The organism is Rathayibacter sp. VKM Ac-2754, assembly GCF_009807095.1.
In the GTDB taxonomy this organism is placed as follows: domain Bacteria; phylum Actinomycetota; class Actinomycetes; order Actinomycetales; family Microbacteriaceae; genus Rathayibacter.
In genome coordinates this window covers 1-5,698 of record NZ_WUCC01000020.1, presented here as the reverse complement: position 1 = coordinate 5,698, position 5,698 = coordinate 1, and the positions used below count along the sequence as shown (strand labels likewise).

Below are 5,698 nucleotides of genomic sequence, written 5' to 3'. Positions count from 1 at the left end.
AACACAATTCGATCACTCTCGTTGTGAAGCGCTTTCTTTGGGCGTGGAGGCGGGGTGTGTCCGATTCTTGAGAACTCAACAGCGTGCACTATGTTCAATGCCAAATAATATATAACCTCGGCCATTGATTCTGTTTCTGCCTTCGGGTGGTTGCGGTTGATTGGTTGGGTTCCTTTGGAAATTGATGTCAGCAATGATGTCGTATTTGCCTTGGTCAAACTTGATTGCCTGCTCTTCGGGGTGGGTGGTCGTAATTTTTTTACGGAGAGTTTGATCCTGGCTCAGGACGAACGCTGGCGGCGTGCTTAACACATGCAAGTCGAACGATGATGCCCAGCTTGCTGGGTGGATTAGTGGCGAACGGGTGAGTAACACGTGAGTAACCTGCCCTTGACTCTGGGATAAGCGCTGGAAACGGCGTCTAATACCGGATACGACCTGCCCCGGCATCGGGTGCGGGTGGAAAGTTTTTCGGTCAAGGATGGACTCGCGGCCTATCAGCTTGTTGGTGAGGTAATGGCTCACCAAGGCGACGACGGGTAGCCGGCCTGAGAGGGTGACCGGCCACACTGGGACTGAGACACGGCCCAGACTCCTACGGGAGGCAGCAGTGGGGAATATTGCACAATGGGCGAAAGCCTGATGCAGCAACGCCGCGTGGGGGATGACGGCCTTCGGGTTGTAAACCTCTTTTAGTAGGGAAGAAGGACTTCGGTTTGACGGTACCTGCAGAAAAAGCACCGGCTAACTACGTGCCAGCAGCCGCGGTAATACGTAGGGTGCAAGCGTTGTCCGGAATTATTGGGCGTAAAGAGCTCGTAGGCGGTTTGTCGCGTCTGCTGTGAAAACCCGAGGCTCAACCTCGGGCCTGCAGTGGGTACGGGCAGACTAGAGTGCGGTAGGGGAGAATGGAATTCCTGGTGTAGCGGTGGAATGCGCAGATATCAGGAGGAACACCGATGGCGAAGGCAGTTCTCTGGGCCGTTACTGACGCTGAGGAGCGAAAGCATGGGGAGCGAACAGGATTAGATACCCTGGTAGTCCATGCCGTAAACGTTGGGAACTAGATGTGGGGACCTTTCCACGGTCTCCGTGTCGCAGCTAACGCATTAAGTTCCCCGCCTGGGGAGTACGGCCGCAAGGCTAAAACTCAAAGGAATTGACGGGGGCCCGCACAAGCGGCGGAGCATGCGGATTAATTCGATGCAACGCGAAGAACCTTACCAAGGCTTGACATATACCGGAAACTTCCAGAAATGGTTGCCCCGCAAGGTCGGTATACAGGTGGTGCATGGTTGTCGTCAGCTCGTGTCGTGAGATGTTGGGTTAAGTCCCGCAACGAGCGCAACCCTCGTTCTATGTTGCCAGCACGTCATGGTGGGAACTCATAGGAGACTGCCGGGGTCAACTCGGAGGAAGGTGGGGATGACGTCAAATCATCATGCCCCTTATGTCTTGGGCTTCACGCATGCTACAATGGCCGGTACAAAGGGCTGCGATACCGTAAGGTGGAGCGAATCCCAAAAAGCCGGTCTCAGTTCGGATTGAGGTCTGCAACTCGACCTCATGAAGTCGGAGTCGCTAGTAATCGCAGATCAGCAACGCTGCGGTGAATACGTTCCCGGGCCTTGTACACACCGCCCGTCAAGTCATGAAAGTCGGTAACACCCGAAGCCAGTGGCCTAACCGCAAGGAGGGAGCTGTCGAAGGTGGGATCGGTGATTAGGACTAAGTCGTAACAAGGTAGCCGTACCGGAAGGTGCGGCTGGATCACCTCCTTTCTAAGGAGCATCTGGACACGGCGCCCTCAGGGGCGTGTCGGTTCCAGGCGCCAGATCGAAGCGAATGTCTTCGCTGGTAGCTCATGGGTGGAACATTGAACTGGGTGCTCGATGAGATTCGTCTCGTGTCAGTACGGCCTTCGGGTTGGGAACGCATGGTCGGGTGGAGTTGAGCACATGCACGCTGTTGGGTCCTGAGGGACCGGGCCGGCTGGCTTCTTCGGGAGCGGGTCGGATCTCGAACCTCTGGATCCTTTTCTCATGCCTGGGTGCATGGGGGAGGGATACCGCCCGTATTTTGAGAACTACACAGTGGACGCGAGCATCTTAGATCCGTCACCCTTGCAGGTGTCGGGTCGACAAGATTCGCATGGCGCGGTTTTCGGGCTGCGGTCATGCAAATCATTGGATCTGCAACTTTTTCGAGTTGTAGTTTCTTAACTCATGTGATTAGCAAGTTCATAAGAGCAAACGGTGAATGCCTTGGCATCTGGAGCCGAAGAAGGACGTCGTAATCTGCGATAAGCCTCGGGGAGCTGATAAACGAGCTGTGATCCGAGGATTTCCGAATGGGGAAACCCCGCCAGGCCCCTTGTGGTGACCTGGTGACTCCCGCCTGAATATATAGGGCGGGTAGAGGGAACGTGGGGAAGTGAAACATCTCAGTACCCACAGGAAGAGAAAACAACAGTGATTCCGTTAGTAGTGGCGAGCGAACGCGGAAGAGGCTAAACCGAGCCATGTGTGATACCCGGCAGGGGTTGCATGGTCGGGGTTGTGGGACTTTTCGTCGTGTTCTGCCGAGCACGGAACGTTACAGCGCATCATAGACGAACAGGTTTGAATGCCTGGCCAGAGCGGGTGCGAGCCCCGTAGTCGAAATGGTGTTATGGCGTGAAGAGTATCCCAAGTAGCACGGGGCCCGAGAAATCCCGTGTGAATCCGTCAGGACCACCTGATAAGCCTAAATACTCCCAGATGACCGATAGCGGACAAGTACCGTGAGGGAAAGGTGAAAAGTACCCCGGGAGGGGAGTGAAATAGTACCTGAAACCGTTTGCTTACAAACCGTCGGAGCCTCCTTGTTGGGGTGACGGCGTGCCTTTTGAAGAATGAGCCTGCGAGTTAGTGCTCTGTGGCGAGGTTAACCCGAGTGGGGCAGCCGTAGCGAAAGCGAGTCCGAATAGGGCGATTCAGTCGCAGGGTCTAGACCCGAAGCGAAGTGATCTATCCATGGCCAGGTTGAAGCGACGGTAAGACGTCGTGGAGGACCGAACCCACTTCAGTTGAAAATGGAGGGGATGAGCTGTGGATAGGGGTGAAAGGCCAATCAAACTTCGTGATAGCTGGTTCTCTCCGAAATGCATTTAGGTGCAGCGTTGCGTGTTTCTTGCTGGAGGTAGAGCTACTGGATGGCCGATGGGGCCCAAAAGCTTACTGACGTCAGCCAAACTCCGAATGCCGGTAAGTGAGAGCGCAGCAGTGAGACTGTGGGGGATAAGCTTCATAGTCGAGAGGGAAACAACCCAGACCACCAACTAAGGTCCCTAAGCGCGTGCTAAGTGGGAAAGGATGTGGAGTTGCACAGACAACCAGGAGGTTGGCTTAGAAGCAGCCACCCTTGAAAGAGTGCGTAATAGCTCACTGGTCAAGTGATTCCGCGCCGACAATGTAACGGGGCTCAAGCACGCCACCGAAGTTGTGGCATTGACATTAGTGGTAGGCCTTCGTGGTCCAGCCGTGTTGATGGGTAGGAGAGCGTCGTGTGGCGAGTGAAGCGGCGGTGTGAACCAGCCGTGGACGCCACACGAGTGAGAATGCAGGCATGAGTAGCGAAAGACGGGTGAGAAACCCGTCCTCCGGAAGACCAAGGGTTCCAGGGTCAAGCTAATCTTCCCTGGGTAAGTCGGGACCTAAGGCGAGGCCGACAGGCGTAGTCGATGGACAACGGGTTGATATTCCCGTACCGGCGAAGAACCGCCCAAGACAATCCAGTAGTGCTAAGTATCTGAATCCCTTTGATGGATCCCTTCGGGGTGAAGCGTTGGGCCTAGCGTACGACCCCATGCTGGTGCGTTTAGCGTATTAACAGGTGTGACGCAGGAAGGTAGCCGAGCCGGGCGATGGTTGTCCCGGTCTAAGGATGTAGGGCGAACGATAGGCAAATCCGTCGTTCACATAGCCTGAGATCTGATGGGTAGACGCAAGTCGAAATCGGTGATCCTATGCTGCCAAGAAAAGCATCGACGCGAGGTTCTAGCCGCCCGTACCCCAAACCGACTCAGGTGGTCAGGTAGAGAATACTAAGGAGATCGAGAGAATCGTGGTTAAGGAACTCGGCAAAATGCCCCCGTAACTTCGGGAGAAGGGGGGCCTGAGGCGTGAACGGACTTGCTCCGGGAGCGTTCGATGGCCGCAGAGACCAGTGGGAAGCGACTGTTTACTAAAAACACAGGTCCGTGCTAAGTCGCAAGACGATGTATACGGACTGACGCCTGCCCGGTGCTGGAAGGTTAAGAGGAACGGTTAGCCGCAAGGCGAAGCTGAGAATTTAAGCCCCAGTAAACGGCGGTGGTAACTATAACCATCCTAAGGTAGCGAAATTCCTTGTCGGGTAAGTTCCGACCTGCACGAATGGCGTAACGACTTCCCAGCTGTCTCAACCGCGAACTCGGCGAAATTGCATTACGAGTAAAGATGCTCGTTACGCGCAGCAGGACGGAAAGACCCCGTGACCTTTACTATAGTTTGGTATTGGTGTTCGGTGTGGCTTGTGTAGGATAGGTGGGAGACGTTGAAGCGGGCACGCCAGTGTTCGTGGAGTCATTGTTGAAATACCACTCTGGTCACTCTGGATATCTAACTTCGAACCCTGATCGGGTTCAGGGACAGTGCCTGATGGGTAGTTTAACTGGGGCGGTTGCCTCCTAAAGAGTAACGGAGGCGCCCAAAGGTTCCCTCAACCTGGTTGGCAATCAGGTGGCGAGTGTAAGTGCACAAGGGAGCTTGACTGTGAGACTGACAAGTCGAGCAGGGACGAAAGTCGGGACTAGTGATCCGGCAGTGGCTTGTGGAAGCGCTGTCGCTCAACGGATAAAAGGTACCTCGGGGATAACAGGCTGATCTTGCCCAAGAGTCCATATCGACGGCATGGTTTGGCACCTCGATGTCGGCTCGTCGCATCCTGGGGCTGGAGTAGGTCCCAAGGGTTGGGCTGTTCGCCCATTAAAGCGGTACGCGAGCTGGGTTTAGAACGTCGTGAGACAGTTCGGTCCCTATCCGCTGCGCGCGCAGGAAATTTGAGAAGATCTATCCCTAGTACGAGAGGACCGGGATGGACGAACCTCTGGTGTGTCAGTTGTTCCGCCAGGAGCACCGCTGATTAGCTACGTTCGGAACGGATAACCGCTGAAAGCATCTAAGCGGGAAGCCGGCTTCGAGATGAGATTTCCATCCCTTCGGGGGAGAGGCTCCCAGCCAGACGACTGGGTTGATAGGCCGGATGTGGAAGACAGGACTAAAGACTGTCGGAGCTGACCGGTACTAATAAGCCGATAACTTGATAATCACTACACTCATACCGTTGTAAAGGCTGGTAGGAGTGGTCAGAGATTGCTTGCGTCCACTTTGTGGTTCCCAGAATACGGGCACCCCTGCACTGCAAGGTGCGGAACACAACTGAATACACGCATGACGTGTGACCCCAAGATTTGACCATCCGCTCCGTGAGTGGGTCGGTCGCCAGGGTTACGGCGGCCATAGCGAGAGGGAAACGCCCGGTCACATTCCGAACCCGGAAGCTAAGACTCTCAGCGCCGATGGTACTGCAGGGGGGACCCTGTGGGAGAGTAGGACACCGCCGGACACCATTCACGATGGCCACCCAGAAATGGGTGGCCATCGCTGTTTAACCAGTC

Annotated in this window: 3 rRNA genes; all 3 read left to right on the top strand. The window is 55.2% G+C overall.

Annotated features, from left to right (window positions below):
- Nucleotides 1–258: 258 nt before the first annotated feature.
- The 3 genes from GRS92_RS18560 (at nucleotide 259) to rrf (ending at nucleotide 5,646) form a co-directional block, all read left to right on the top strand.
- Nucleotides 259–1,781 (top strand): 16S ribosomal RNA (locus tag GRS92_RS18560).
- Between the two features lie 451 nt (nucleotides 1,782–2,232).
- Nucleotides 2,233–5,348: ribosomal RNA gene (locus GRS92_RS18555) — 23S ribosomal RNA — on the top strand.
- Nucleotides 5,349–5,529: 181 nt separating this feature from the next.
- A 5S ribosomal RNA gene (gene rrf, locus GRS92_RS18550) occupies nucleotides 5,530–5,646 on the top strand.
- Together the 16S, 23S and 5S rRNA genes form the textbook arrangement of a ribosomal RNA operon.
- Nucleotides 5,647–5,698 lie beyond the last annotated feature (52 nt).